Annotated in this window: 24 protein-coding genes; 3 read left to right on the top strand and 21 right to left on the bottom strand. The window is 71.9% G+C overall.

Annotated features, from left to right (window positions below):
* Window positions 1-10 precede the first annotated feature (10 nt).
* The 21 genes from argJ to BUE48_RS10560 all read right to left on the bottom strand — a co-directional run bounded on the left by argJ (window position 11) and on the right by BUE48_RS10560 (window position 22,310).
* A complete protein-coding gene (gene argJ / locus BUE48_RS10660; RefSeq protein ID WP_012852502.1) occupies window positions 11-1,162 on the bottom strand; it encodes a bifunctional glutamate N-acetyltransferase/amino-acid acetyltransferase ArgJ in 1,152 nt (383 codons plus the stop codon).
* A complete protein-coding gene (gene argC / locus BUE48_RS10655; RefSeq protein WP_286989734.1) occupies window positions 1,159-2,187 on the bottom strand; it encodes an N-acetyl-gamma-glutamyl-phosphate reductase in 1,029 nt (342 codons plus the stop codon). The genes argJ and argC overlap by 4 nt, the downstream gene beginning before the upstream one ends.
* A gap of 74 nt (window positions 2,188-2,261) precedes the next feature.
* Entirely contained in the window at window positions 2,262-2,720 is a 459-nt protein-coding gene (locus BUE48_RS10650; RefSeq protein WP_286989733.1) for a TIGR03668 family PPOX class F420-dependent oxidoreductase, read from the bottom strand.
* Window positions 2,721-2,919: 199 nt separating this feature from the next.
* The gene (locus BUE48_RS10645; protein WP_012852499.1) at window positions 2,920-3,171 is read right to left on the bottom strand and encodes a hypothetical protein; all 252 of its coding nucleotides are present in this window, start codon (window positions 3,169-3,171) and stop codon (window positions 2,920-2,922) included.
* An 89-nt stretch (window positions 3,172-3,260) separates the two neighbouring features.
* Window positions 3,261-3,992 (bottom strand): DUF7873 family protein, encoded by a 732-nt coding sequence (locus BUE48_RS10640; protein ID WP_286989732.1) that lies wholly within the window; start codon window positions 3,990-3,992, stop codon window positions 3,261-3,263.
* Window positions 3,993-4,071: 79 nt separating this feature from the next.
* Window positions 4,072-5,736 carry an ABC-F family ATP-binding cassette domain-containing protein gene (locus BUE48_RS10635; RefSeq protein ID WP_012852497.1) on the bottom strand — a complete coding sequence of 555 codons (1,665 nt, stop codon included), beginning with the start codon at window positions 5,734-5,736 and terminating at the stop codon, window positions 4,072-4,074.
* A gap of 293 nt (window positions 5,737-6,029) precedes the next feature.
* Window positions 6,030-8,498 carry a phenylalanine--tRNA ligase subunit beta gene (gene pheT, locus BUE48_RS10630; protein WP_286989731.1) on the bottom strand — a complete coding sequence of 823 codons (2,469 nt, stop codon included), beginning with the start codon at window positions 8,496-8,498 and terminating at the stop codon, window positions 6,030-6,032.
* Window positions 8,498-9,607 carry a phenylalanine--tRNA ligase subunit alpha gene (gene pheS, locus BUE48_RS10625; RefSeq protein WP_012852495.1) on the bottom strand — a complete coding sequence of 370 codons (1,110 nt, stop codon included), beginning with the start codon at window positions 9,605-9,607 and terminating at the stop codon, window positions 8,498-8,500. Before pheS ends, pheT begins: the two co-directional genes overlap by 1 nt.
* Before the next feature lie 99 nt (window positions 9,608-9,706).
* Window positions 9,707-10,810 carry a sensor histidine kinase gene (locus BUE48_RS10620; RefSeq protein WP_052305483.1) on the bottom strand — a complete coding sequence of 368 codons (1,104 nt, stop codon included), beginning with the start codon at window positions 10,808-10,810 and terminating at the stop codon, window positions 9,707-9,709.
* 185 nt (window positions 10,811-10,995) lie between these two features.
* Complete coding sequence (locus tag BUE48_RS10615; RefSeq protein ID WP_083789834.1) at window positions 10,996-11,427, bottom strand: STAS domain-containing protein; 432 nt, start codon at window positions 11,425-11,427, stop codon at window positions 10,996-10,998.
* Between the two features lie 359 nt (window positions 11,428-11,786).
* A complete protein-coding gene (locus BUE48_RS10610) occupies window positions 11,787-12,656 on the bottom strand; it encodes a TrmH family RNA methyltransferase (RefSeq protein ID WP_012852492.1) in 870 nt (289 codons plus the stop codon).
* A gap of 44 nt (window positions 12,657-12,700) precedes the next feature.
* Entirely contained in the window at window positions 12,701-13,078 is a 378-nt protein-coding gene (gene rplT, locus BUE48_RS10605) for a 50S ribosomal protein L20 (protein ID WP_012852491.1), read from the bottom strand.
* An 83-nt stretch (window positions 13,079-13,161) separates the two neighbouring features.
* A complete protein-coding gene (rpmI, locus tag BUE48_RS10600; RefSeq protein ID WP_041439516.1) occupies window positions 13,162-13,356 on the bottom strand; it encodes a 50S ribosomal protein L35 in 195 nt (64 codons plus the stop codon).
* 254 nt (window positions 13,357-13,610) lie between these two features.
* Window positions 13,611-14,162, bottom strand: a complete 552-nt coding sequence (infC, locus tag BUE48_RS10595; RefSeq protein WP_281055208.1) for a translation initiation factor IF-3 — start codon at window positions 14,160-14,162, stop codon at window positions 13,611-13,613.
* 362 nt (window positions 14,163-14,524) lie between these two features.
* Window positions 14,525-15,346: a shikimate dehydrogenase gene (locus tag BUE48_RS10590; RefSeq protein ID WP_012852488.1), complete on the bottom strand. Its 822-nt coding sequence runs from the start codon at window positions 15,344-15,346 to the stop codon at window positions 14,525-14,527.
* Window positions 15,347-16,717 carry an endolytic transglycosylase MltG gene (mltG, locus tag BUE48_RS10585; RefSeq protein ID WP_012852487.1) on the bottom strand — a complete coding sequence of 457 codons (1,371 nt, stop codon included), beginning with the start codon at window positions 16,715-16,717 and terminating at the stop codon, window positions 15,347-15,349.
* Window positions 16,714-17,184: a Holliday junction resolvase RuvX gene (gene ruvX / locus BUE48_RS10580; protein WP_041439515.1), complete on the bottom strand. Its 471-nt coding sequence runs from the start codon at window positions 17,182-17,184 to the stop codon at window positions 16,714-16,716. The genes mltG and ruvX overlap by 4 nt, the downstream gene beginning before the upstream one ends.
* 97 nt (window positions 17,185-17,281) lie before the next feature.
* Window positions 17,282-19,951, bottom strand: coding sequence for an alanine--tRNA ligase (gene alaS, locus BUE48_RS10575; RefSeq protein WP_012852485.1), 2,670 nt, complete (start codon window positions 19,949-19,951; stop codon window positions 17,282-17,284).
* 1 nt (window position 19,952) lies between these two features.
* Window positions 19,953-20,246 (bottom strand): hypothetical protein, encoded by a 294-nt coding sequence (locus BUE48_RS10570; protein WP_286989730.1) that lies wholly within the window; start codon window positions 20,244-20,246, stop codon window positions 19,953-19,955.
* Window positions 20,247-20,251: 5 nt separating this feature from the next.
* On the bottom strand, window positions 20,252-20,671 hold the full coding sequence (locus BUE48_RS10565; RefSeq protein ID WP_012852483.1) for a DUF948 domain-containing protein: 420 nt from the start codon (window positions 20,669-20,671) through the stop codon (window positions 20,252-20,254).
* A 247-nt stretch (window positions 20,672-20,918) separates the two neighbouring features.
* A complete protein-coding gene (locus BUE48_RS10560) occupies window positions 20,919-22,310 on the bottom strand; it encodes a replication-associated recombination protein A (protein ID WP_502694605.1) in 1,392 nt (463 codons plus the stop codon).
* A gap of 228 nt (window positions 22,311-22,538) precedes the next feature.
* Here BUE48_RS10560 and BUE48_RS10555 point away from each other — a divergent pair, with 228 nt between their 5' ends.
* The 3 genes from BUE48_RS10555 (at window position 22,539) to BUE48_RS10545 (ending at window position 24,275) form a co-directional block, all read left to right on the top strand.
* The gene (locus tag BUE48_RS10555) at window positions 22,539-22,940 is read left to right on the top strand and encodes a hypothetical protein (RefSeq protein WP_286989729.1); all 402 of its coding nucleotides are present in this window, start codon (window positions 22,539-22,541) and stop codon (window positions 22,938-22,940) included.
* 73 nt (window positions 22,941-23,013) lie between these two features.
* On the top strand, window positions 23,014-23,607 hold the full coding sequence (locus tag BUE48_RS10550) for a thioredoxin-like domain-containing protein (RefSeq protein WP_286989728.1): 594 nt from the start codon (window positions 23,014-23,016) through the stop codon (window positions 23,605-23,607).
* The gene (locus BUE48_RS10545; RefSeq protein WP_012852479.1) at window positions 23,604-24,275 is read left to right on the top strand and encodes a DUF305 domain-containing protein; all 672 of its coding nucleotides are present in this window, start codon (window positions 23,604-23,606) and stop codon (window positions 24,273-24,275) included. The genes BUE48_RS10550 and BUE48_RS10545 overlap by 4 nt, the downstream gene beginning before the upstream one ends.
* Window positions 24,276-24,328 lie beyond the last annotated feature (53 nt).

The raw sequence follows: 24,328 nt of genomic DNA, 5'->3' as shown, positions 1-24,328 counted from the left end.
CGCCTGCCTCTCACGTGGAGTACGCCGAGTTCTCGTGGACGTACTCGGCGGTCAGGTCGGTCGTCCAGACGGTCGCCGAGGCCGGGCCCGCCGACAGGTCCACGGTGATGGTCACCTCGCGGGGGCTCAGGTCGACCTTGCCGCGGTCGTCGCCGACCGCGCCGCCCCGGCACACCCACACCCCGTTGATGGCCACGTTGATCTTGTCGGGTTCGAAGACGGCCTCGGTGGAGCCGACCGCCGCCAGCACCCGGCCCCAGTTGGGGTCCTCGCCGTGGATGGCGCACTTGAGGAGGTTGTTGCGGGCGATGGCGCGGCCGACGGTGACGGCGTCGAAGTCGCTGGCGGCGCCGACGACCTCGATGGCGATGGTCTTGGAGGCGCCTTCGGCGTCGTTGAGCAGCTGGCGGGTCAGGTCGGCGCAGACCTCGGTGAGCAGCGCGGTGAACTCCGCCTCATCGGGGGTGGTGCCGCTGGCGCCGGAGGCCAGCAGCAGCACGGTGTCGTTGGTGGAGATGCACCCGTCGGTGTCGAGGCGGTCGAAGGTGACCGCGGTGGCCGCGCGCAGCGCCCGATCCAGCGCGGCGGAGTCCAGGTCGGCGTCGGTGGTCAGCACGCACAGCATGGTGGCCAGCGAGGGGGCCAGCATGCCGGCGCCCTTGGCCATGCCGCCGATGGTGTAGCCGTCGGCGCGCCGGAAGGCGATCTTGGCGACCTTGTCGGTGGTGCGGATGGCGTCGGCGGCGGCCAGCCCGCCGTCGCGGGACAGCTGCCCGGCGGCCACGTCGATCGCCGGCAGCAGCTTGTCCATGGGCAGTCGCTCGCCGATCAGGCCGGTGGAGCAGACCGCGATCTCGCCGGCGGAGTCCTGCAGCACCTGGCCGACCTTCTCGGCGGTGGCGTGGGTGTCCTGGAAGCCGGGGGCGCCGGTGCAGGCGTTGGCGCCGCCGGAGTTGAGCACCACCGCGCGCACCCGGCCGCCGCGCAGCACCTGCTGGGACCACAGGACGGGGGCGGCCTTGACCCGGTTGCGGGTGAAGACCCCGGCCGCGGCGCGGGACGGCCCGTCGTTGACGACCAGGGCCAGATCGCGCGCCTCGCCGCCTTTGATGCCGGCGGCGACGCCGGCGGCGCGGAATCCGAGGGGAGCGGTAACGCTCACGGGGACACTCCGATCGTGGTGAGTCCGAGCTGTTCGGGCAGGCCGAGGGCGAGGTTGGCGCTTTGCACGGCGCCCCCGGCGGTGCCTTTGACGAGGTTGTCGATGGCGCCGACGGCCACCAGGCGCCCGGCGCGCTCGTCGACGGCGACCTGGATGAGGGCGGTGTTGGCGCCCAGGGTCATGGCGGTGGCGGGCCACTGGCCCTCCGGCAGCAGCCGGACGAACGGCTCGTCGGCGTAGGCGTCGGCGTAGGCGCGGCGGACGGCGCCCGCGTCCACCCCGGGCTTGACCTTGGCGGTGCAGGTGGCCAGGATGCCGCGGCTCATCGGCGCCAGGGTGGGGGTGAAGGAGACGGTGACCGGGCGGCCGGCCACCGCGCTGAGGTTCTGGACGATCTCGGGGGTGTGGCGGTGCACACCGCCGACGCCATAGGCCGACATCGAGCCCATGACCTCGCTGCCCAGCAGGTGGGGTTTGGGGCTCTTGCCGGCGCCGGAGGTGCCGGAGGCGGCCACCACCACCACGTCCGGTTCCACCAAGTCGGCGGCGAAGGCCGGCCACAGCGCCAGCGTGGAGACCGTTGGGTAGCAGCCGGGCACCGCGATGCGGCGGGCGCCGCGCAGCCGCTCGCGCTGCCCCGGCAGCTCCGGCAGCCCGTACGGCCAGGTGCCGGCGTGGGGGGTGCCGTAGAAGTGCTCCCAGTCGGCGGCGCTTTGCAGGCGGAAGTCGGCGCCGCAGTCGACCACCAGCACGTCCTCGCCGAGTTGTTCGGCCAGCGGGCCGGATTGGCCGTGCGGCAGCGCCAGGAAGACCACATCGTGCCCGGCCAGGGTCTGGGGGGTGGTCTCGGCCAGCACTCGCTCCCCCAGCGGCCACAGGTGGGGCTGCAGCGAGTCCAGCCGCGCCCCGGCGTTGGAGCCGGCCGTCAGGGCGCCGATCTCGAACTCGGGGTGACCGGCCAGGATGCGCAGCAGCTCGCCGCCCGCATACCCGCTGGCGCCGGCCACCGCCGCCTTGATTCCCATGGGGTTCCTCTCCGATCGCTCGGAAAGATTATGCATGAAGGTGGATGACTATCCAAGGCAGGGTGGACATCTTCTCACGATGTGGACGATATGTCGTCCTCGGCGCTGTATATCCATCCAACCCAGTGGTGCACCGTGACCACGATCGCCGGCCCTTGCGGGGGGCGGTGGCGGTACTGGGGGTACCGCTGCGCCAACAGATGAGCGGCCGCGTGCAGCTCCCGGGGGTCGTCGCTGACACGGGCCCGGCCGTCGGCGCGCACCCACCACAGCCGGCTCCAGTCGTCCTCGTAGTGGTCGGCCAGCACGCTCACCCACGGGTTGACGGCGATGTTGCGCAGCCGCTTGAGGTTGCGGGTGCGTTTGGGCTTGTGGTCGACCGCCATGTGGATCAGGTCGCCGTCCGCGGCCCGTTCCAGCGCGAACGTGGCGACCACCAGGTGCGGGCGTCCCCGCTCGTCCGCCGTGGCCAGCCGTACCACCGGCGCCCCGGCCAGTCTCCGCCGCGCCTGTTCGGCGTCCAGTTCCGGCATGCCGTCCCCGCCCCTTGCGTTCGCTCCGGTTCCGGCATACCCCCGTGCGGCGGGCGCGGCCGCAAAAGTCCAGAAAAAAGCCCGGGAAATGGGTGGGGCCCGGGGTTCTACCCTATCCCCGGGCCCCGCTGGGCCGCCCAATTGCACGCACCGGTCTCTTCGGTGACGCGAGGTTCAACTGAGACCGTCCGCCTTACCATTAGGCCACCGCGCCGCGAGAGGCGCGGACCGGAGTCGAACCGGCATGGACGACGGTTTCCCCCGCGTCGGCGCCGCCGGCGCCGGGCGGCGAATGCTGAATCTGGAGCGATAGCCTGAATCTGGCGGCGCCGCCCTCGTCCGGGAGGATTCCCGCCCGGTGCGGGCCGTACGGACACCGAGGGTGGAACCCGGGGGCCGTACCTGATGCGCCTTTCATCACGCTGAGCTTCAGTTTCAGCTTGCGCTCCATGCGCTCCCTCCGCGCGATGGCGGAGGGCGTCTTCAATGCTATCCCCTCCTACCGGATTTCTCTCGATCCCGGCGGGATCGAAAAAGGGGTCACTGGAACAGGTAGTCGAAGACGGCCTGGCCGACGTGCTGGTCGACGACCTCGGTGCCGTTGGCCTCCTCGCGGGCGAACTTGACGGCCTCCTGCAGTTTCTCGATGCGGTCCAGCAGCTCGTTGACCCGCTTGGCCGGCAGCGCGCCGGAGAACTTCACGGTGGTCCAGTAGCCCACCGGGACGTCCTCGTAGTAGACCTCGACCTGGGCGGGGTGGTGCTCGGTGGCCTCGGCCTTGACGTGGTTGCGCGGCACCTTCTTGGTCTTGACGGTGCGGACCGGCTCGGTGCGCCACACGTCGGTGGAGGCGTCGTAGGTCCAGGACTCGGCGGCGTCCAGCACCGGCAGCCTGCGGACGAAGCCCTGCAGCTCCTTGAGCTGTTTTTCCAAAAACAGCAGGTAGGTGACGGGAACGTCGCGCAGCAGGGTGCGGCCCTCCACCACGACGTCGGCCTTGGCGATGCAGTTGGTCCAGTCCTTGGTGGCGGTGACGTCGAACAGGCGGGTCAGCGCGGCGGCGACCTGACGCAGCACTTCCTCGGCCTTCACCTGCACCCGGGTGGACTCGGGCGGAAACTGCTCGCCGTCTTCGTCCTTGGGCTGGTAGGTGCGCGAGATACCGGACAGCGCCGGCAGTTTCTGCAGCGTCTGGTTCGCCTGGGCGAGCTCTTGGACGGATTTGCTCTTGACGCCCTTCTCAACGGCGATGATCTGATTGAGCTTCGCCATGCTCTGGTCCCCCTGTTCCTTTCGGACGGCGACCAACTTAGCAGCGCGAAATCGGCATCTCATGCCATTTTTCGGCTTGTCATCGCCGCGGGCCTTCCGGTTCCTCCAACAGCCCGCAGACCGGGTCCATGCGCAGCCATCGGGTGATGCCCAGCTCGTCCAGGAACGGCAGGTCGTGGCTGACCACGATGAGCGCCCCTTGATAGGCCTCCAGGGCCTGGACGAGCTGCCGGACGCTGGCCAGGTCCAGATTGTTGGTGGGCTCGTCCAGCAGCAGCAGTTGCGGAGGTGGGTCGGCCAGCAGCAGCGCGGCCAGCACGGCGCGGAACCGCTCACCGCCCGACAGCTGCCCGGCGAGCCGGTCGGCGCGCGCCCCGCGGAACAGGAAGCGGGCCAGCCCGGCGCGGATCTCGTTGGGCGAGGCGCCCGGGGCGAAGGCGCGGACGTTGTCGAGCACGCTGCGGGAGTCATCCAGCACATCCAGCCGCTGCGGCAGGTACCGCAGGCCCTCGACGCCGACCTTCACCTCGACCCCGGGCAACGGGCGCTCCCCCGTCACCGCGCGCAGCAAGGTGGTCTTGCCCGACCCGTTGGGGCCGGTGAGGGCGATCCGCTCCGGGCCGCGCACGATCAGCTCCCGCAGGGGTTTCGCCCCGTCCCGGCCGTCTTCATCGCCGGCGTCCGGCGTGGCGGGTCCGGCGGGCGGGGTCAGCCCGGTGACGGTGAGCACGGTGCGGCCGGCCGGCACCCGGGTGCGGGGCAGCTCGATGCGGATCTCGGCGTCGTCGCGCACCGCCTCCTCGGCCTCGGCCAGGCGTTCGCGGGCCTGCTGCAGGCGTTCTTCGTGCAGGATGCGGTGCTTGGCCGCCGACTCCTGGGCGGCCCGTTTGCGGGCGCCCATCACGATCTTGGGTTCGCGCTTGCTTTCATACATCTTCTTGCCGTAGCGCGCCCGGCGGGCCAGCTTGACCTGGGCTTCCATCAGGTCGCGGCGCTGCCGGCGCACCTCGGACTCGGCGGTCCGCACGGCCCGTTCGGCGGCCTCCTGCTCGATCGCCAGCATCTCCTGGTAGGCCGAGAAGTTGCCGCCGAAGGTCCGCAGCCGGCCCTCGCGCAGCTCGGCGATCTCATCGACCCGCTCCAGCAGCGCCCGGTCGTGGCTGACGACGATCAGCACGCCGGGCCAGGAGTCGACGGCCTCCTGCAGCCGCCGCCGGGCGTCCAGGTCGAGGTTGTTGGTGGGTTCGTCCAGCAGCAGCACCTGCGGGCGGCGCAGCAGCAGCGCGGCCAGCCCGACCAGCATGGCCTCTCCGCCGGACAGGGTGGCCACGGTGCGGTCCAGCTCCACGTGCCCCAGGCCGAGCCGGTCCAGCTCGGCGCGGGAGCGTTCCTCCACATCCCAGTCGTCGCCGACGGCGGCGAAGTTGGCCTCGGTGGCCTCGCCGCGTTCGATGGCGTGCAGGGCGGTGCGGGCGGCGGTGATGCCCAGCAGGTCGGAGACGGTGCGGGCGGTCTGCAGCGGAAGACGCTGCGGCAGGTATCCGATGCTCCCGGCGACCGTGATGGTGCCGGACTGCGGGCGCAGCTCCCCGGCGATCAGCCGCAGCAGCGTGGACTTGCCGGAGCCGTTGAGGCCGACCAGTCCGGTGCGGCAGGCGTTGAACGCCCCGTCCAGGCCGGTCAGGACGGGGGTGCCGTCGGGCCAGGCGAAGGTGACGCCGGAAAGGACCACGGCGGGGGACATGAGGCGGTTCTCCTTTGCGTGCCGGAACGTTCACATCGGGAGACACCGCGGACAGCGCGTAACGCGCCGAGCAGAAGGGATTCGTCCTGAGGCAGGGTCCACTGAGGTCACGCGCTGCGAGCCGGCGGGCATCGCGCCACGGCCGGTCGTCTGCGCGGTGTCTGTGACCTCAGTGCTCCACCGAAACCCCCGCCCGTCGGGAACAGGACCCGTTCACGGTAGGAGAAAACGGCGGCGCCCCGCAACCGGGATTCGGCCGCGGGGCGCCGGGACGGCTCACCAGAGGCGGCGGGTCAGGCGCCGCGCAACACGGCGCCGGTGCGTTCGGCCGCCAGCGCCACCGCCGCGTCGCGGGCCCGGCCCACCTCCTCGGCGGTGAGGGTGCGGTCGGGGGCGCGGAAACGCAGCGTGAAGGCCAGCGACTTGCGGCCCTCGCCGATCTGCTCGCCGGTGTAGACGTCGAACAGCCGGATCGACTCCAGCAGCTCCCCGGCCCCCTCGCGGAGGGCGGCCTCGACCTCGGCGGCCGGGCGGGAGGCGTCCACGATCAGCGCGACGTCCTGGGTGGCCGGCGGGTAGGTGGACACCTGCGGCGCCCGCACCGGCCCGGGCACGGCCAGGCGCGACAGTTCCAGCTCCATCGCGGCGGTGCGCGCCGGCAGCCCGTAGGCGGCGATGACCCGCGGGTGCAGCTCACCGGCGTGCCCGACCAGGACGTCGCCGGCATGCAGGGCGGCGCAGCGGCCCGGGTGCCAGGGGGCGTGCCGGTCGGCCCGCGCGGTCAGCTCCACGCCGCTTTCGCGGGCCACGGTGCGCGCGGCCTCGATGGCGTCGGCCCAGCTCGCCGGGCGTCCCTGCCCCCACCAGCCGGCCTGCTCGCGGTCACCGGCCACCACCACGGCCACCCGCAGCGGCTGGTCGGGCAGCGCCGCCTCCAGGGAGGCGATCTCCTCGGGGGTGGGGCCGCGGTCGACCGCCAGGCGGGGCGCCTTGGGCGGGGCGTCCGGGCGGGGCCGGTACACCAGGCCCATCTCGAACAGGCCCACATCGCTTTGGCCGCGTCCGACGTTGCGGGCCAGGGCCTTCAGCAGGCCCGGCAGCAGCGTGGTGCGCAGCAGCGGCTCCTCCTCGGTCAGCGGGTTGGCCACCCGCAGTGCCCGGCGCCGCTCGTCGTCGGCGGAAAGCTGCAGGTCGTCGAAGTCCTTGGCGCCGATGAACGGGAAGCACAAGGTCTCCACGTACCCGGCGGCGGCCAGCGCCCGGCCGACCCGGCGGCGGCGGCGCTGCTCGGGGGTCAGGCCCTGCCCGGCGATCGGCCGGGGCGGGCGGGCCGGGATCTCCTCATACCCCTCCAGGCGGATGACCTCTTCGGCCAGGTCGTTGGGGTCGGTCAGATCGGGACGCCAGGAAGGGGGCGCCACGGTCAGCGTCTGGTCCCCGGTGACCGTGCAGCCGATCTCGGTGAGCCGCCGCACCACGGTGTCGCGGCTGTAGGTCACCCCGGCGACCTTGCCCGGGTGGTCGGCGGGGATGGTGATGGTGGTCTGCTCGACCGGCACCTGGGCGTGGGTGACGCCCGGGACGATCTCGGCGCCGCCCAGCTCGGCCAGCAGCTGCGCGGCCCGGTAGGAGGCATACAGCGGCAGCTCGCGGTCGACGCCGCGTTCGAACCGGTAGGAGGCCTCGCTGCTGAGCTTGTGGCGGCGCACCATGCGGGCGACGCCGATGGCGTCGAAGTGGGCGGCCTCGATGACGATGTCGGTGGAGTTCTCGTCGATCTCGGTGGCCAGGCCGCCCATCGTCCCGGCCAGCGAGATCGGGCCGGAGGCGTCGGTGATGAGGATGTCCTCCGGGTCCAGGGCGCGGGTGACGTGGTCGAGGGTCTCCAGCTTCTCCCCCGGCCGGGCCCGCCGCACCACGATCTCGCCGGTCAGCTTGCCGCGGTCGAAGGCGTGCAGCGGCTGGCCCAGCTCCAGCATCAGGTAGTTGGTGACGTCCACGGCCAGCGACACCGGGCGCATGCCGGCGCGGTACAGCCGCACCTGCATCCACAGCGGAGTGGCCGCCGCCGGGTTCAGGCCGCGGATCTGGCGCAGCACGAACCGGTCGCAGGCGGTGGGGTCGTCGATGCTCGCCGGGTAGCCCGGCTGGTCGTCGGTGTCGGGCAGCCGGACGGCGGCCGGGTCGCGGAACGGCACGCCGTAGGCGATGGCGGCCTCGCGCGCCACCCCGCGGATCGACAGCGCATAGCCGCGGTCGGGGGTGACGGCGATGTCGAGGACCTCGTCGCGGATGCCCAGCAGCTCGATGGCGTCGGCGCCGACCCGCTCATCGCCCGGCAGCACCAGGATGCCGCTGTGGTCGTCCCCGATGCCCAGCTCGGCGACCGAGCAGATCATGCCTTCGGAGATCTTGCCGTAGGTCTTGCGGGCGCCGATCTCAAAGCCGCCGGGCAGCCGGCAGCCGGGCAGCGCGACGACGACCTTGTCGCCCTCGGTGAAGTTGCGGGCGCCGCAGATGATGTTGCGCGGCTTGTCCTCGCCGACCTCCACCTGGCAGTAGCGGATCGGCTTTTTGAAGCCGGTCAGCTCCTCGATGGCCAGGACCTGGCCGACCACCAGCGGACCGGTGACGTCGTGGCCGGCGGCCTCGACGGTCTCCACCTCCAGCCCGGCGGCGATCAGCTTGGCGGCCAGGTCGCGGCCGGTGACGCCGGCGGGCAGCTCGACGTGCTCACGCAGCCAAGACAGCGGGACCCGCATCAGATCTCCATCCCGAACGGGAGGGTGAAGCGCACATCACCCTCGACCATGTCGTGCATGTCCGCCACGCCGTGCCGGAACATCAGCGTGCGCTCCACGCCCAGCCCGAACGCCCAGCCGCTGTAGCGCTCGGGGTCGACGCCGGCGGCCACCAGCACCCGCGGGTTGACCATGCCGCAGCCGCCCAGCTCGATCCACCCCTCGGAGCTGCAGGTGCGGCACGGCGGCGCGCCCGGCTCCGCCGAGGCGCCGTGGCACACGAAGCACTGCATGTCCACTTCGCCGGACGGCTCGGTGAAGGGGAAGTAGGACGGGCGCAGCCGCACCTTCAGGCCCTCGCCGAACATGCCCTCCACGAACGCGGCGATGGCGCCGCGCAGGTCGGCCATGGTCAGTCCCTCATCCACCGCCAGGCCCTCCAGCTGGTGGAACACCGGGGTGTGGGTGGCGTCCAGCTCGTCGGTGCGGAAGGTGCGGCCGGGCACCACCACGTACACCGGCAGCGGGCGCGACAGCAGCGCCCGCACCTGCACCGGGGAGGTGTGGGTGCGCAGCACCAGCCCGCTGTCTTCGCTTTCGACGAAGAAGGTGTCCTGCATGGTGCGGGCCGGGTGGTCGGGCTGGATGTTCAGGGCGTCGAAGTTGTACCACTCGGCCTCGACCTCGGGCCCTTCGGCGATCTCAAAGCCCATCGAGACGAACACGTCGGCCATCCGCTCGGCGATGGTGGTCACCGGGTGGCGGGCGCCGCGGGGGGCGCGGTCCCACGGCAGCGTGACATCGACGGTCTCCTCGATGAGGACGCGCTGGTCGCGTTCTTCCTCCAGCTCCGCCTGGCGGCGCTTGAGGGCCTCGGCGACCGCCTTGCGGGCCGCGCCCACCCGCTTGCCGGCCTCGGCGCGGGCGTGCGGGGGCAGCGCGCCGATCTCCCGGTTGGCCAGTGCCAGCGGGGAGCGGTCCCCGGCGTGCTCCAGGCGGACCTTCTTGAGCTCCTCGAGGTCGCCGGCGGCGGCGATGGCGGCCAGCGCCGCGTCGCGGGCGCGCTCGACCTCCTCCGGTTGCAGCGCGCTGACCTCGACAGGGTCGAACGACTTATTGGGTGCAGACATGGTGGTGACAACTCCAGCCAGGGCGTGATCGCCCGCGAGTGTAGTGGTGCCTGGATCGTCAGGCCGGAACGCCGGTCGAGCCCGCGCGGCGCGATCCCGTCAGGCGTAGTCGGGGGCGCCGGCGGGCAGGGTAAATCGGAACTCCGCGCCGCCGCCGGGGGCGCGCCGCACCGCGATGGTGCCGCCGTGCGCCTCCACCAGGCCCTTGACGATGAACAGGCCGAGCCCGGTGCCGCCGCGCCGGTTGCCGCCGGGGCCGCGCCAGAACTGGCGGAACACGCGCTGGGCCGCCTCGGGCGGGATGCCCTCGCCCTCGTCGCGTACCGAGACGGCGGCCCCGAGGCCGTCCGGCGCGTCCACCCGCTCGATCACGATAGTCACAGTACCAGCGCCGTGCCGGACCGCGTTCTCCAGCAGGTTGCCCAGGATCTGGTCGATCTTGTCCGGGTCCAGCCACATCTCCGGCAGATCGTCGTCGGCGATCAGGCAGAACCGGTCGGCCGGGTCGCCGGCGGCCACCCGCCCGGCGATCACCTTGCGGGCCTCTTCGACCAGGTCGACCACCTGGCGGCGCATCTCCAGGCGGCCGGCCTCGATCCGCGACACATCCAGCAGTTCGCTGATCAGCCGGGTCACCCGGTCGGCGTCGGCGTTGACCGTCTCCAGCATCACCCGCTTCTGGTCGTCGGTGAAGCGGTGCCACTTGGCCAGCAGGGTGGCGGTGAAGCCCTTGACGCTGGTGAGCGGGGAGCGCAGCTCGTGGGCGACGGTGGAGACCAGGTCGGCCCGATCCCGCTCCTGCCGGGCCCGGCGGGCGGCGTCGCGGAAGCTGACGATGAAACGTTCCACCGCTCCCCCGCGGGAGCGCCGGTACGACGCCGTCACCAGCAGCTCGGTGCCGCCGGTCATGAACAGCGGGTACTCGGGGTGGCGGGTGCGGGTGGCCAGGCCGCCGTAGGGGTCCAGGCACTTCCACCAGTCGCGGCCCTCGGCGTCGTGCAGCGGCAGCACGTCGCGGAAGTCACGGCCCAGCGCGTCCTCGGCCTTGATCCCGGTCAGCCGGGTGGCGGCGCGGTTGAACACCACCACCCGCGCGTTCTCGTCGGCCACCAGCAGCCCGTCGGGCAGTTCGTCGGCCGGCACCCAGGCCGCGTCCCGATCCTGCCCGCGGGGCAGGCCCAAGTCGCGACGGGAACCGGGCATGGGGAGTCGCGACTCGTGCGGGGAGTTCTCGACACCCACCAGCGCCTCCAGAGCACCCGTGAAACGCGGCCTGTCGGTAGTAGAGCCTATAGCCACAGCATGGGGCAGCGGGACCCGCAAAACCCCTTACCGGCAAGGCTTTTCTTCGTTTTCGGCGGACATGCCCGTTTTCGGCGATACCGGGATCAGCTCAGCGAGGAGGTGCGTCCGGCCGCGACCGCCTCGGCCACGGTGCGGTAGCCGGTGAAGACCTTGTCCAGGCCGGTGATCTGGAACAGCCGCCACTGCTGCGGCCGCACCCGGGCCAGGCTGAGCTCGCCGCCGCGAGCGCGCAGTTCGTTGCGGACGCCGACCAGGGCGCCCAGCCCGCCGGCGTCGCAGAAGCCGACTCCGGAAAAGTCCAGGACCAGCCGTCCGCCGCCGCCGGCGGTGGCCTGGCGGCCCAGCTCGCTCAGCCGGGCGCGCAGGGCCCGGACGGTGCGCAGATCGATCTCGCCGGTGACCGCGGCCACCAGCGTCCCGTCGTGCACACCGGTGACCGTCACGGTCAGCTCGGCGCCCCGACCTGCTTCCTCGGGGGGTGGGCAGGCGCCGGCGGTCTTTCCGCAGCGCGCCATGGCCGCCGCCGAGCGCGGCCCGTGATAGTGCGATCGTCGTGAACGCGGCACCTGAGGCGCCTTCCTGTCGTAGTAGAGCATCGTCGCCCCCCTTGTCGCGGCGTCGGCACCGCTCCTTCGGTAACGACACCGGAGGAGATGCGCAGATTCCCTCGCCGTTCCCCAGCCGCCGAGGCATCCGCTCCCTGGTGCAAAGACGACCCCGCCAAGTGAGCCACTGCCAGGTCGTGAAATTCTCACAACCATCCTGGCAGCCCGGACAGCTTTGAAGATCGTTACGGGGAGTCCGGAAGCGGCCAGGGTTTTTGCCGAATGCGGACAACCATTCAGGCCGCTTGGACGTTGTCGGCGCCCGGCGATCAGGAGGGGCGGGCGGAAGAGACCCCGTCCGCCGGGGCGGCGCCGGGCACGGCCCGCCCGGCGCGCTGGGCGCGGGCGGAAGCGTACAGGCACACCGCGGCCGCGGTCGCCAGATTCAGGCTCTCGGCCCGGCCGTAAATGGGGACCCGGACGACATGATCGACCGCGCGCAGGATCTCCTCGGGCAGGCCCCATGCCTCGTTGCCGAACACCCAGGCGGTGGGGCGGTCCAGCAGCCCGCCGTCGAGCGCCGCATCCAGGGTGTGCTCCCCCGCCCCGTCGGCGGCCAGCACCGTCAGCCCGCACTCGCGCAGCGCGCCGATCAGCGTCTCGAAACGGGTGCCGGCCACCACCGGCACGTGGAACAGGCTGCCCGCCGAGGCCCGCACGCACTTGCCGTTATAGGGGTCCACCGACGCGTCGGTGAACACCACCGCGTCACAGCCGGCCGCGTCCGCGGTGCGCAGCACCGTTCCGGCGTTGCCCGGATCGCGCACATGCGCCAGCACGGTCACCAGCGTGGGCGGTGGCGAGAGCGCATCGGCCAGTGACACGTCGACGAAGGTGCACACCCCCAGCAGGCCCTGCGGGGTGACGGTCTGCGCCAGCTCGGCCATGACCTCGCCGCTGACCCGCAGCACCGGCACCCCGGCCCGCTCGGCGGCCGTCACCAACTCGGCGTGCCGGGACTCGGCCTCGGCCGTGGTGAACAGCTCCGTCAGCACGCCGGGCAGTCCCAGCGCCTCCCGCACCGCCTGCGGGCCCTCGGCCAGGAACCGGCGTTCGCGGTGCCGGAAGGTGCGCTTGGCGAGCCGCCGGGCCGACTTCACCCGGGGCGAGCGGATGGAGGTCAGCTCGCGGCCCGCCATGGCATGCGCACTTTCCGTCCAGATGACCCGTCGCCGAACGATCGTCAGGCGGCCTTGGCGTCCTGTGCCGGCAGCGCCTGCTTGGCCAGCTCGACCAGGGTCTTGAAGACCTCGGGGTCATTGACCGCCAGCTCGGCCAGCATGCGCCGGTCGACCTCCAGCTCGGCGGCCTTCAGGCCCTGGATGAACCGGTTGTAGGTCATGCCGTTGGCGCGGGCGGCGGCGTTGATCCGCTGGATCCACAGCCGGCGGAACTGGCCCTTGCGGTCCTTGCGGTCCCGGTAGGCGTAGGTCATCGAGTGGAGCATCTGCTCCTTGGCCTTGCGGTACAGGCGGGAACGCTGTCCCCGGTAACCGCGGGCCCGCTCCAGGACGACCCGGCGCTTCTTGGCGGCGTTGACAGCCCGCTTCACACGTGCCACGTGATGTTCTCCTTTACGCGAGGCCGGAGGCCGGCAGGCCCCCGCCGAGGTTGTCGAAGGTCCTCAGAAGGTCCGAGGGGTGGCTACTTGCGAAGCAGCTTCTTGATCATCTTGGTGTCGGCGTCCGCGACCACGACCCGGCCGGCCAACCGACGGGTGCGCTTGGAGGGCTTGTGCTCCAGCAGGTGGTTGCGGTTGGCGCGGCGGCGCGTCACCTTGCCGGAGCCGGTCAGCTTGAAGCGCTTCTTCGCACCGCTGTGGGTCTTGGTCTTCGGCATGGTCGCCGTCGTCTCCCTCATTCCTCGTCCCGCGCAAACGCGGGGGCATGCACGAATCGGGCGCCCGTCACGGATCCCATGACGGCGCGCCCGTCCGACGCACCGATGTACGTGTCGATCACACCCTGCCGGTTCACCGGCCAGGATGGCGCTCCGGGCACAGCACAACCCGGACGCGCGGTCCCACCGCGCGACCTTGCAGATCAGGTCGCATACGTGGGCGGCGGCCGCCCCGGCCTCAACGGCCGGGGCGCTCAGCCTTCGGCTCGCGCGCGGGCGCGCGCCGCATTGCGTTCGGCCCTGGCCTCCGCCTTCTTCTTGTGCGGGCCGATCACCATGATCATGTTACGGCCGTCCTGCTTGGGCCGCGACTCCACGAAGCCGAGGTCGGCGACGTCGTCGGCGAGCCGCTGCAGCAGCCTGAAGCCCAGCTCGGGGCGAGACTGCTCACGCCCCCGGAACATGATCGTGACCTTGACCTTGTCCCCGCCCTTGAGGAACCGCACCACGTGACCCTTCTTGGTCTCGTAGTCGTGCGGATCGATCTTGGGCCGGAGCTTGATCTCCTTGATGACCGTATGCGCCTGATTACGCCGCGCCTCGCGGGCCTTCATCGCGGACTCGTACTTGAACTTGCCGTAGTCCATCAACTTGGCCACCGGGGGACGCGCGGTCGGCGCGACCTCCACCAAGTCCAGATCGGCCTCACGGGCAAGCTCAAGTGCCTTGACGATGGGCACGATGCCCACCTGTTCGCCGTTCGGACCGACGAGCCGGACCTCGGGCACACGAATGCGCTCGTTGATACGCGGTTCGGCGCTGATGGGACCTCCTTGGGGCGTCGTGTTGGTCTGTGTCCTGAGCCGACCGGTCGCACCCGAGGGCCCTCATAACGAAAAGCCCCGCACGACTCACATGCGGGGCCACCATCGGTCGCCTCGGCGGCTTACGCCGCCAAAGCTCGGGGACCGCCCACGCCGCCGCTGCGACGCGGAACCGTCCGCCGGACCGATGACCCTCCGGCCGCCTGGCCGGACAGGTGGGAGTGGCCTCCGCTTGAGCACCCGGATGCTGGTCGCCTCCGGGTCGGTCAGCGCATAACACTATCAGGTTTATTCCCACTCTACCTCATCGGCGTCTCGCCGAGGAGGCCCCGTGCGGGCCGGCGCTAACCGGCGCGGGCGGCCAGTTCGGCCTCTCCGGCCGCCCGCATCGCCTCGACCGGGACGTCCCGGCGGCCGGTCATCATCTGCACCTGGCGGACGGCCTGGTGCAGCAGCATCGGGAACCCGCCGACGACCGTGCCGCCGGCCCGCTGTACGGCCTTGGCCAGCTCGGTGGGCCAGGGGGCGTACACCGCGTCGAACACCGCCGCGCCGCAGCCGGCGACCAGCTCGGCATAGGGGTCGGCGGCCCGGCCCGGCAGGGTGGAGGCCACCAGATCGGCCGGCAGGACCTCGGCGAGCCGGTCGAGGGTGACCACCTCGACCTGCAGTCCCAGCCGCAGCCCCACCTGGCGGGTCTCGGCGGCGCGGCTCACCCGGCGCACGGCCAGCGTCGCCGAGCGCAGGCCGAGTTCGCTCAGCGCGGCCAGGGTGGAGGCGGCGGTGGCCCCGCCGCCCAGCACCACCGCCGAGCGGGGCGCGCGTACGCCGGCCTCGGTCAGCGCGGTCACGATGCCGTACACGTCGGTGTTGTCGCCGAACCTGCGCCCGTCCCGCCAGACGATCGTGTTGACCCCGCCGACCGTCTCCGCCAGCTGCGAGGCCTCGTCCACCAGTTTCAGGGCGGTCCGCTTCAGCGGCATCGTCAGCGACAGGCCCGCCCACTCGGGGCCGAGGCGGTCCAGCAGGGGCGCCAGGCCTGCCTCGTCGCACTCGATCGCCTCGTACGTCCAGTCGGTCAGTCCCATCGCCGCGTAAGCGGCGCGGTGCAGCACCGGCGACAGCGAGTGGGCGATGGGCGAGCCGAGGACCGCTGCGCGTGGCACTCAGCCGCCTCCGTTCTGCTTGTTGCGGTTGTACTTGGCCACCAGGCGGTCGTGCTCCTCCTGGGTGCGGGAGAACTCGGTGATGCCCTTCTCCGGGTCGGTGGTGACGAAGTAGAGCCAGCCGTCGTTGGAGGGGGCGAAGACCGCCTCGATGGCCTCGGCGCCGGGGTTGCAGATCGCGCCGGGAGGCATCCCCCGGTGCCGGTAGGTGTTGTACGGGCTGTTGGAGGCCCGTTCCTCGCCGGTGGCCTCGATCCCGAAGGTGCCGTTGGCGTACTTGGTGGTGCTGTCCATCTGGAGCAGCATCCCCTTCTTGATCCGGTTGAAGATCACCTCGGAGATCTTGGGCATGTCGGAGGACTTGCCGCTCTCGGCCTGGATGATGCTGGCCATCGTGATCACCGTGCCGGGCTTCATCCGCGCCTCCTTGGCCCTGGCCTCCAGGTCCAGGTCGTCGGCGGCCTTGTTGAAGCGCTCGACCATCATCTTCAGGATGGACTCGGCGTTGCCGTTGGGGTCCAGGTCGTAGCGGCCGGGCCACAGGTAGCCCTCCACCTTGCCGCCGGCATAGGGCGGCAGCGGCAGCCCTCTGGGGTTCTTGACCACGGCGTGGAAGTCCCGCTTGGGGATGCCGGTCTTGTCCGACAGAAGCTCGATGACCTTGGTGACGCGCAGCCCTTCGGGAATGGTGATCTGGGTGCCGGCGCGGGACTTGGGGTCCAGCAGCAGGGCCAGCGCGGCGGCGGCCGACATCTTCTTGCGCATGGCGTAAAAGCCCGGCTGGATGCTCGCCGCCCGCGGGTCCTTGTCGGCCACCTTGCGGTAGGCCTTGCTGCTTTTGATCACGCCGGCGGCCACCAGCCGCTCGGCGATGACCTGGCCGGTGTCGCCCTCCTTGATCTGGACGGTGACCCGGCCGGTGCCCTGCCCGGTGTAGTCGGGGACGGCCAGGCGTTTCTCCAGGGCCAGCAACCCCAGCAGCCCGCCCCCGCCGAACACCGCCACCAGGAAGGCCAGCGAGAACATCACGGCGGCGCGACTGTTGATCTTGCGTCGGCGCTGCCGCTTGCGGGCCGCGGTCTGCGCCTGCCGCTCGTACTGCTCGTCGTAATGGCCCTCGTAGCCCTCGTAGCGGTCGTCGTAGTGGCCGTCGTAACGCTCGTCGTAATGCCCGTCGTAGCGTTCGCCGTAGTGGCCTTGATAACGGTCGTCGCGATAGCCGTCGTGGTACCCGTCGTAGTACCCGCCATGATCCTCATAGCGGTCGTCGTAGCGGCCCTCGTAACGGTCGTCGTGACCGACGTAGCGGCCGCCGCGCGGGCCGCGCCGGCCCCCCGATGCGGGGTCTTCGAAGAGATCAAGGTCGTTCATGAGCTTCCCCGGACGATCTCGCCGGGCGGCCGTCCCGTCAGGCGTTCCCCGTCCAGGGCCGCCTGCAGCAGGACGGCGGCGGCGGCCTGATCGACCACCTGACGCCGGGCTTTACCGCGCACCCCCGACCGCCGCAGCTCCGCTTCGGCGGTGACGGTGGTGAGCCGCTCATCGTAGAGCCGGACGCCCCCGTCCGGCAGCAGCTGCGACAGCCGCCCGGCCAGCGCCTCGGCGAAGCGCCGGGCCTGGGCGGCGGCAGGACCCGAGCGGCCCGACAGCGAGGTGGGCAGGCCGACGATCACCTCAACGGCCTCATGCTCGGCCACCAGCTCGGCGATCCGGTCCAGGTCGCCCTTGCCCCGCCGGACGGTCTCCAGCGGAGTGGCCAAGATCCCGGCGGGGTCGCTGCGCGCCACCCCGATGCGGACGCTGCCGACATCGATGCCGAGCCGCACGCCCGGCCTCACGCCGGCATCACCGCCTCGGGCCCGCCGGGCGTCCGGCCGCAACAAGGTCCGTACACATGACGAACAATACGGGCAAAGTCCCGAACGGGGTTCGGGATCACGCGGAAACGACGGCGTGCTCGACGGCCGCCAGCGCCTTGTCGATGGCCGTCGGGTCGGCGCCGCCGCCCTGGGCCAGGTCGTCCTTGCCGCCTCCGCCGCCGCCGAGGGCCTTGGCCGCCACGCCGACCAGAGCGCCGGCCTTCAGGCCCCGCTCGCGGGCGCCCTCGGTGACCGCCACGACCACCACCGGGCGGTCCTTGGGCACGCCGGTGATCAGCACCACGGCGGGCCGGGACGCCAGCCGTCCCCGCACATCCAGCGCCAGCTTGCGCAGGTCGTCGGCGGTGGTGCCGTCGGGGGCGCGGTGCGCCACATAGGCGATGCCGTCGATGTCCTTGGCCGAGTCGGCCAGCGAGCCGGCCACCGCCAGCACCTGCGCCGAGCGCAGCCGCTCCAGTTCCTTTTCGGCCTCGCGCAGCCGGCCGATCACGGTGGAGATCCGCTCCGGCAGCTCCTCCTTGCGGACCTTGAGCTGTTCCGACAGCTGGGAGACCAGGACGCTCTCGCGGGCCAGGAAGCGGAAGGCGTCGATGCCGACCAGCGCCTCGATGCGGCGGACCCCGGCGCCGATGGAGGACTCCCCGAGCACCTTGATCAGCCCGAGCTGGCCGGAACGGGCCACGTGGGTGCCGCCGCACAGCTCCCGGGAGTAGTCGCCGACCTCCACGACCCGGACCTCATCGCCGTACTTCTCCCCGAACAGCGCCAGCGCGCCCATGGCGCGGGCCTGCTCGATGGAGGTGGTGAAGGCCCGCACGTCCAGGTCGTCCACCAGCACCGCGTTGACCTCGTCCTCCACATCGCGCAGCACGCTGGGCGGCACCGGCCCGGCGGAGGTGAAGTCGAAGCGGAAGCGGCCCGGGGAGTTCTCCGAACCGGCCTGGGCGGCCGACTCCCCCAGCGCCCGGCGGAACCCGGCGTGCACCATGTGGGTGGCGGTGTGGGAGCGGGAGATGGCCCGGCGCCGCTCCACGTCGATCTCGGCGAAGGCGGTGTCGCCGGCCTGGGCCTCCCCGGCGCGGACCTTGCCGCGGTGCACGATCAGCCCGGGCAGCGGGGACTGCACGTCGTGGACCTCGATCTCGGCGCCGCCGCCGGTGCGGATGCGGCCCTGGTCGGCCAGCTGGCCGCCGCCCTCGGCGTAGAAGGGGGTGCGGTCCAGCACCACCTCCACCTCGGTGCCGGCGCCGGCCGCCGGGACCGAGGCGCCGTTCACCAGCAGCCCCACCACGCGGGCCTCGCCGGTGACGTCGTGGTAGCCGAGGAAGTCGACCTTGCCGCCGGCCCGGTCCAGCAGCTCGCCGAGCACCGAGACGTCCAGGTTGCCGGTCTTCTTGGCGGCCGCGTCGGCCTTGGCCCGCTGCCGCTGCTCCTCCAGCAGCCGGCGGAAGCCCTCCTCGTCCACCGACAGGCCCTGCTCGGCGGCCATCTCCAGGGTCAGGTCGATGGGGAAGCCGTAGGTGTCGTGCAGGGTGAACGCCTGGGAGCCGCTGAGCACCTGCTTGCCGGCGCGCTTGGTCTCCGCCACCGCGGCGTCGAAGATCGCCGTGCCGGTGCGCAGCGTCTGCAGGAAGCGCTCCTCCTCGGCGTCGATCACCGCGTGGATGTTGGCGGCGGTGCTGATCAGCTCGGTGTACTGCTCGCCCATCGCGGCGATGGCCACCGCGGTCAGCTCGTGCATCAGCCCGGCGTCCTGGCCGCCCAGCAGCCGCAGGTTGCGGATGGCGCGGCGCAGCAGGCGGCGCAGCACATAGCCGCGGCCCTCGTTGGCGGGGATGACGCCGTCGGCGACCAGCATCGTCCCGGCGCGCACGTGGTCGGCGACCACCCGCAGCGAGACGTCGGCGCGGCGGTCGCGGCCGTAGCGGGTGCCGGTCAGCTCGGCGGCCTTGTCCAGGATGCGGCGCAGCGTGTCGGTCTCGTAGATGTTGTCGACGCCCTGCAGGATGGCGGCCATGCGCTCCAGGCCCATGCCGGTGTCGATGTTCTTGGCCGGCAGCGGCCCGGCGACGTCGAAGTCGGTCTTGCTGCGCACCGCCGACAGCTGCTCCTGCATGAAGACGAGGTTCCACACCTCCAGGTAGCGGTCCTCGTCGGCGATGGGGCCGCCCTCGCGTCCGTAGGCGGGGCCGCGGTCGTAGTAGATCTCCGAGCAGGGGCCGCCGGGGCCGGGCACGCCCATGTGCCAGTAGTTGTCGGCCAGGCCGCGGCGCTGGATCCGCTCCACGGGGATGCCGACCTTGCGGTGCCAGATGTCGGCGGCCTCGTCGTCATCGAGGTAGACGGTCACCCACAGCTTGTCCTCGGGGAAGCCGAAGCCGCCGTCGGAGACGGGGCGGGTCAGCAGCTCCCAGGCGTAGGGGATGGCGCCTTCCTTGAAGTAGTCCCCGATGGAGAAGTTCCCCAGCATCTGGAAGAACGTGGCGTGCCGGGTGGTCTTGCCGACCTCGTCGATGTCGGGGGTGCGCACGCACTTTTGGGCGCTGGTCATGCGCGGCGCGGGCGGGGTGCGCTGGCCCAGGAAGTACGGCTTGAACGGGACCATCCCGGCGGGGACCAGCAGCAGGGTGGGGTCCTCGGCGACCAGGCTGGCCGAGGGCACGACCGTGTGCCCCCGCTCCTCGAAGAACGCGAGGAAACGGCGTGCGACCTCTGCCGACTCCATCTCAGTGGCCATCCTTGTCTTCGTCGATGATGATGTATCGGGCGTTGAGGATCCGGCGCGGCCGGGGGGCCTGCGGCGGGTGCAGGTCGGCCTCGATGGCCTCGCGCAGCTGCTCCTCGCGGGCACGGGCCTCATCCCGCACGTCCTGCAGGAACAGCCATACCCGCTCGCGGGCGTCCAGCGCCCGGCCCGCGGCCCGGCCGGCCAGGCTCTGCGGAGTCAGCTGCCGGGTCATCCGGGTGACCTTGCGGGTGACCCACACTCCGGTGCCGGCGCCGACGGCGAGCCAGAACATGCGTCTCACCGGCGCCCCCTGCCTTCGGCGGCGCGGCGGGCCGGCAGTTCGGCCCGGGAGGAGCGCCGGGTGGTGTCCCTGGTGTACCCCAGGGCCTTGCGCACCCCGTAGGAGAAGGCGGCGGCTTTGATCACCGGACCGCCGAACACCGAGGAGACCACCGTGGTGACCGCCGAGACGTTCTGGGTGATCCCGGCGGCCTGCCGGGTGATGACGTCGGTGCGGCCGAGCTGCTCGTTGGCGCGGCGCACCGCCACGGTCATGTCCTCCAGCAGCGGAGCGGCCCGATCGGTCAGGTCCGACACCAGCTCGCTGGTCTCCCTCAGCAGCCGGGCCAACCGCAGCAGCGCATAGGCCAGGAAGGAGACCAAGATGGCCCAGAACAGGGCCACGATCAGGCCTGCCAGCTGTTCTGCAGTAAGCATCCGGATTTTCCGTTCGCGTCGCCGTCCGTCTCCCGGCCAGGTGCGGTGTTGCAGACCCTACCGCGCTCCCGGACGGTGGCCGTACCGGGTTTCCCCGCCGCGCGGCGTGCCGCGCGCCCTGCGCGAAAGCCGCGTCACGTTCCTACCGGCAGGTTAGCCGGTCCGGGCGGCGTTCATGGCCCACCCGGGGGTGTTGCGGCGTGCCCGCGGGTGACGTTTCCGCGACGTTTTCCGCAAGGAACGGCCGTCACCTGCCGTCGCGGGGGCCGCGCAGCACCGCGCGGATGCGTTCCAGGACCTCTGAGAACCTGGCCTCGGCGCCGTGCCGGGTCGGCCGGTAGTAGCGCCGGTCGCGGACGGTGTCGGGGGCGTACTGCTGGCGCACCACGCCGCCGGGGAAGTCGTGGGCGTACTTGTAGCCCTCGCCGTGGCCGATGCGCGCGGCGCCCTTGTAGTGGGCGTCGCGCAGGTGCGGCGGCACCGGCCCGGCCAGTCCCTTGCGGACGTCGCCGATCGCCTGGTCGATGGCGGTGATGACGGCGTTGGACTTGGGGGCCAGCGCCAGGTGGATCACCGCCTGGGCCAAGTTGATGCGGGCCTCGGGCAGTCCCACGAATTCCACGGCGTGGGCGGCGGCGACGGCGGTCTGCAGCGCGGTGGGGTCGGCCATGCCGACGTCCTCGCTGGCGTGGACGATCAGCCGCCGGGCGATGAAGCGGGGGTCTTCCCCCGCCTCCAGCATCCGGGCCAGGTAGTGCAGGGCGGCGTCCACGTCGCTGCCGCGGATGCTTTTGATGAACGCGCTGATGACGTCGTAGTGCTGGTCGCCGTCCCGGTCGTAGCGGACGGCGGCCCGGTCCACCGCCTTCTCCAGCACCGCCACATCGATGGTGGCCTTCGCCGCATCGGCCCGGCCGGCCCCGGCGACCAGCGCGGCGGCCTCCAGGTAGGTCAGGGCGCGGCGGGCGTCCCCGCCGGCCAGGCGGACCAGGTGGTCTGCGGCCTCGTCGGTGAGCGCCACGGCGCCGCCCAGCCCCCGTTCGTCGGTCAGCGCCCGCTCGATCACCCGGCGCAGGTCTTGTTCGCTCAGCGGCTGCAGCGTCAGCAGCAGGGAGCGGGACAGCAGCGGGCTGATCACCGAGAAGAAGGGGTTCTCGGTGGTGGCGCCGATGAAGGACACCCAGCGGTTCTCCACCGCCGGCAGCAGGGCGTCCTGCTGGGCCTTGTTGAAGCGGTGCACCTCGTCGACGAACAGGACGGTCTGCCGGCCGGTCATGCCCAGTTCGCGGCGGGCCGTCTCGATCTCGGCGCGGACTTTTTTGACCCCGTCGCTGACCGCCGAGATCTCCACGAAACGCCGCCGGGTGACGCCGGCGACGACGTAGGCCAGCGTGGTCTTGCCGGTGCCGGGCGGCCCCCACAGCACCAGCGACATCGGCGCGTCCCGGTCCACCAGCTGCCGGATGGGCGTGCCGGGGCCGAGCAGATGCTCCTGGCCGATCACCTCATCCAGGCCCCGCGGCCGCATCCGGACGGCCAGCGGCTGCCGCTCGGCGGGCAGGGCCGGGGCGGGATCGGCGGGCCGCTCGCCCGGCGCGTCGAAAAGGCTGTCCGGCTGTGCCGGGTCGACCCTGGACATGTGTTCGAGGCTAGCGGCCGGTGCCCCCTTTTTCGGTCATCGCCGGGTCTTGGGCGCAGTGGCCGGTGCCCTGCGACGGGGAGAGCCCGTTGGGCGAAGTCATGAATTTTCCCGTTTGACGAAGCTCTCCCGGCTGCGCCTGTGCTATCCAAAGGTTCCGGGAACGTCCTGTTTGCTCTGGACGTTGGGCAGCCCCGGAGGTGGAAGACCGGCGTGAGGGCGACAGGCATGAGAGGCCAGCGGGTCCCGCACGGCGTGGCGGGCCTGCTCGTGGTCCTCTTCGCGCTCACCGGGGTGGCGTTCAGCTACGGGCTGGGCGGGCACGCACCCCCGCCGACGCCGTGCGTCCTGCACGCCCTGTGGGCCGGGGACTCCGGCCCGGCCACCGTGGGCGTCCACGCGCCGGACGCCCAGGAGCAGGCGCAGACCCCGCCGCTGCAGCCGGGCCCGGCCGACTTCGACTCCTGCCTGTCGCTGGCGGTGCTGCTGACCCTGATGGTGCTGGGCCTGGCGGCCATGCCCAGGCCGCTGGGCACGCACCCGCGCCGGTTCGGATGGACGCTGAGCCCTCCGGTGTGGGCGCCGCCGCGCCCGCGTTCCCTGGCGGTTCTCCAGGTGTTGCGGCTGTAGGCCGACCCCAGGTGCGGCCGTGACGGCCGCGTGGTGTTCCGAGCCCGATCAGCCGTCTTTGAAGGGAATTTTCGTGTCCAAAAGCGCCAGGAACCGCCAAAAGAGGAACAACCCTCTCGTCCAGTCCGGCCCGCCCTGGGGTGCGATCGCCTTCTTCACCGTCATCGGCGTCATCGTCACCGCGGCCGTCGCCTTCGCCGCCTGGCAGGCGTTCAAGCCCGTCGAGCCCATCGCGGGGCTGATCGAACGGGACGGCCTGGAGCGCGGCCACGTGACGACCAAGATCGAATACGACACCAACCCGCCCATGGGCGGCAAGCACAACGCCGTCTGGCAGAACTGCGACGGCCGGGTCTACGACCAGCCGCTGCAGAACGAGCACGCGGTGCACTCGCTGGAGCACGGCGCCGTGTGGATCACCTACCGGCCCGGGCTGGACTCCAAGGCGCTCGGCAAGCTCAAGGACCGGGTGAGCAACACCGACTACACGATGCTGAGCCCGGTGCCGGACCAGGACTCCCCGATCGTGCTGACCGCCTGGGGCAAGCAGCTCAAGACCGACGACGCCGACGACGACCGCATCGACGCGTTCCTGCGGGCCTACGTCAAGGGCCCGCAGACCCCGGAGCCGGGCGCGGCGTGCATCGGCGGGAAGGACACGCCGTGAGCGGGGCCGCGCGGGCCGAGACGGCCGAGCACGAAGAGGGCGTGGAGAACGCCGCCCCCGCCGCGCCGCGCGGCCGGACCCTGTCGCTGGTGCTGGCGGGGCTGGTGGTCCTGATCGCGGTGGCGGTGGTCGCGGCGGCGGCGCTGCGGCCGTCCGTCCCCGGCCCCGACAGCCCCGAGGCGGGGTTCGCGCGGGACATGAGCACCCACCACGCCCAGGCGGTGCAGATGTCGTTCATGATCCGCGACGCCAGCGACGATGAGAAGATCCGGACGCTGGCCTACGACATCATCACCACCCAGTCCGCGCAGATCGGGATGATGACGGCCTGGCTGGACGCCTGGAAGGCGCCCAAGGTCGACCCCAAGGGGCCGATGCGGTGGATGTCCGGGCACGGCGGGCACGGCGGCGGCTCCGGCGCCGCGATGCCGGGGATGGCCACCGACCAGCAGCTGAAAGAGCTGGAGAGCGCCGAGGGCAAGGACGCCGAGGTGCTGTTTTTGAAGCTGATGATCGCCCACCACCGCGGCGGGGTGGAGATGGCCGAGGCGGTGCTGGCCCGCACCGACCGTGAGGAGGTGGAGCGGCTGGCCCGCACGATGGTCGAAGGGCAGAGCGCGGAGATCGAGCTGATGACCTCCATGCTCCGCGAGCGCGGGGCGGCCTGAGCCGCGGCGCGCCCGCAACACGGCGGCCTCGCCCTTTCCCAGGGCGAGGCCGC

Origin of the sequence: Thermomonospora sp. CIF 1, assembly GCF_001896795.1 — a bacterium.
Taxonomy (GTDB): domain Bacteria; phylum Actinomycetota; class Actinomycetes; order Streptosporangiales; family Streptosporangiaceae; genus Thermomonospora; species Thermomonospora curvata.
The sequence above is the reverse complement of the archived record's forward strand: the minus strand, read 5'-3'. Positions and strand labels throughout refer to the sequence as shown.

Excerpts from the sequence above, each read along its gene's own strand:
- argC (WP_286989734.1), bottom strand. The coding sequence starts at position 2,187 with ATGGGAATCAAGGCGGCGGTGGCCGGCGCCAGCGGGTATGCGGGCGGC.
- BUE48_RS10650 (WP_286989733.1), bottom strand. The coding sequence starts at position 2,720 with ATGCCGGAACTGGACGCCGAACAGGCGCGGCGGAGACTGGCCGGGGCG.
- BUE48_RS10645 (WP_012852499.1), bottom strand. The coding sequence starts at position 3,171 with ATGGAGCGCAAGCTGAAACTGAAGCTCAGCGTGATGAAAGGCGCATCA.
- BUE48_RS10640 (WP_286989732.1), bottom strand. The coding sequence starts at position 3,992 with ATGGCGAAGCTCAATCAGATCATCGCCGTTGAGAAGGGCGTCAAGAGC.
- BUE48_RS10635 (WP_012852497.1), bottom strand. The coding sequence starts at position 5,736 with ATGTCCCCCGCCGTGGTCCTTTCCGGCGTCACCTTCGCCTGGCCCGAC.
- pheT (WP_286989731.1), bottom strand. The coding sequence starts at position 8,498 with ATGCGGGTCCCGCTGTCTTGGCTGCGTGAGCACGTCGAGCTGCCCGCC.
- pheS (WP_012852495.1), bottom strand. The coding sequence starts at position 9,607 with ATGTCTGCACCCAATAAGTCGTTCGACCCTGTCGAGGTCAGCGCGCTG.
- BUE48_RS10620 (WP_052305483.1), bottom strand. The coding sequence starts at position 10,810 with ATGCCCGGTTCCCGTCGCGACTTGGGCCTGCCCCGCGGGCAGGATCGG.
- BUE48_RS10615 (WP_083789834.1), bottom strand. The coding sequence starts at position 11,427 with ATGGCGCGCTGCGGAAAGACCGCCGGCGCCTGCCCACCCCCCGAGGAA.
- BUE48_RS10610 (WP_012852492.1), bottom strand. The coding sequence starts at position 12,656 with ATGGCGGGCCGCGAGCTGACCTCCATCCGCTCGCCCCGGGTGAAGTCG.
- rpmI (WP_041439516.1), bottom strand. The coding sequence starts at position 13,356 with ATGCCGAAGACCAAGACCCACAGCGGTGCGAAGAAGCGCTTCAAGCTG.
- mltG (WP_012852487.1), bottom strand. The coding sequence starts at position 16,717 with ATGAACGACCTTGATCTCTTCGAAGACCCCGCATCGGGGGGCCGGCGC.
- alaS (WP_012852485.1), bottom strand. The coding sequence starts at position 19,951 with ATGGAGTCGGCAGAGGTCGCACGCCGTTTCCTCGCGTTCTTCGAGGAG.
- BUE48_RS10570 (WP_286989730.1), bottom strand. The coding sequence starts at position 20,246 with ATGTTCTGGCTCGCCGTCGGCGCCGGCACCGGAGTGTGGGTCACCCGC.
- BUE48_RS10565 (WP_012852483.1), bottom strand. The coding sequence starts at position 20,671 with ATGCTTACTGCAGAACAGCTGGCAGGCCTGATCGTGGCCCTGTTCTGG.
- BUE48_RS10560 (WP_502694605.1), bottom strand. The coding sequence starts at position 22,310 with ATGTCCAGGGTCGACCCGGCACAGCCGGACAGCCTTTTCGACGCGCCG.
- BUE48_RS10555 (WP_286989729.1), top strand. The coding sequence starts at position 22,539 with ATGAGAGGCCAGCGGGTCCCGCACGGCGTGGCGGGCCTGCTCGTGGTC.